The organism is Ligilactobacillus acidipiscis DSM 15836 (assembly GCF_001435755.1).
GTDB classification, from domain to species: domain Bacteria; phylum Bacillota; class Bacilli; order Lactobacillales; family Lactobacillaceae; genus Ligilactobacillus; species Ligilactobacillus acidipiscis.
Window position 1 is genome coordinate 1 of sequence record NZ_AZFI01000306.1, and the last position, 951, is coordinate 951.

Genomic DNA, 951 nt, shown 5'->3' on the forward strand with positions numbered 1-951 from the left:
TTACCAACAACTCCAATCTTTTGAACGCGGTCAAATTGAGTCCCTGACTCGATTAGGATTTGGCGTTCGTCAGATCGCCAGCCGGCTTCACCGGAGTCCCAGCACCATTTCTCGCGAATTAAAACGCGGGTTAACCACCCAGATTGATTCCCAGAAACATCGGTCATATCAGGGCTACTTTGCCGAGCGCGGGGCGGCTTACTATCGAGAACAGCGGGCCAAGTGTCACCCCAAAGGTTTACTGCAGCGGGCTGCCGTGTTCTTCAAGTCCCTGCCGAAAGCTTTAAAAGCTAAGCCACGAGTTTTCAGTGTCGATACGTATGTCCACTATTTCAAAGCTCATTACCCGGGCTTTCCCTGCCCATCAACGGCTACGGTCTATCGGTATATCGAGGCTGGCAAGCTCCCGGAGCTTCACAACTATGATTTACCCATGAAGCTACGTCGCCGCGTTAAACGCCCGAATCACCGACATGCCCGCCTGAATAAAAAACGGCTTGGACAGTCCATTGAAGACCGGCCCGCAGTGGTTCGGAAACGTCAGGAGTTGGGCCATTGGGAAGGCGACTTAGTGAAAGCCAAACGGGTTGAGTCCGAACCAGCTTTAATGACGTTAACCGAGCGAGTTAGCCGGATGGAAATTATCGTTAAATTGCCTGATTACCGGGCAGAGACTTGCCGGCAAGCCCTCCAAGATACGATTGATGATTACGGTGCAGAAAACTTTCGGACGATCACGTTTGACAACGGCTCGGAATTCGCTAGTTTAAATCAGGTTCAAGGAACGGAAATCTACTTTGCCCATCCATATTCTCCCTGGGAACGGGGCACTAATGAGAATGTGAATGGTCAATTAAGAGAGTTCTTCCCAAAGGGGCATTCCTTTAAAAACCTCTCATTAGTGGATCTGCAGTTGGTTCAAGACACGCTGAATCACCGTCCCCGCCGCTG

General features: G+C 50.8%; 1 protein-coding gene. It reads left to right on the top strand.

Going from position 1 to position 951, the window contains the following annotated elements; translation table 11 throughout:
- The coding region (locus FC65_RS10840) for an IS30 family transposase (protein ID WP_056972761.1) at nucleotides 1–951 on the top strand (951 nt) is incomplete at both ends.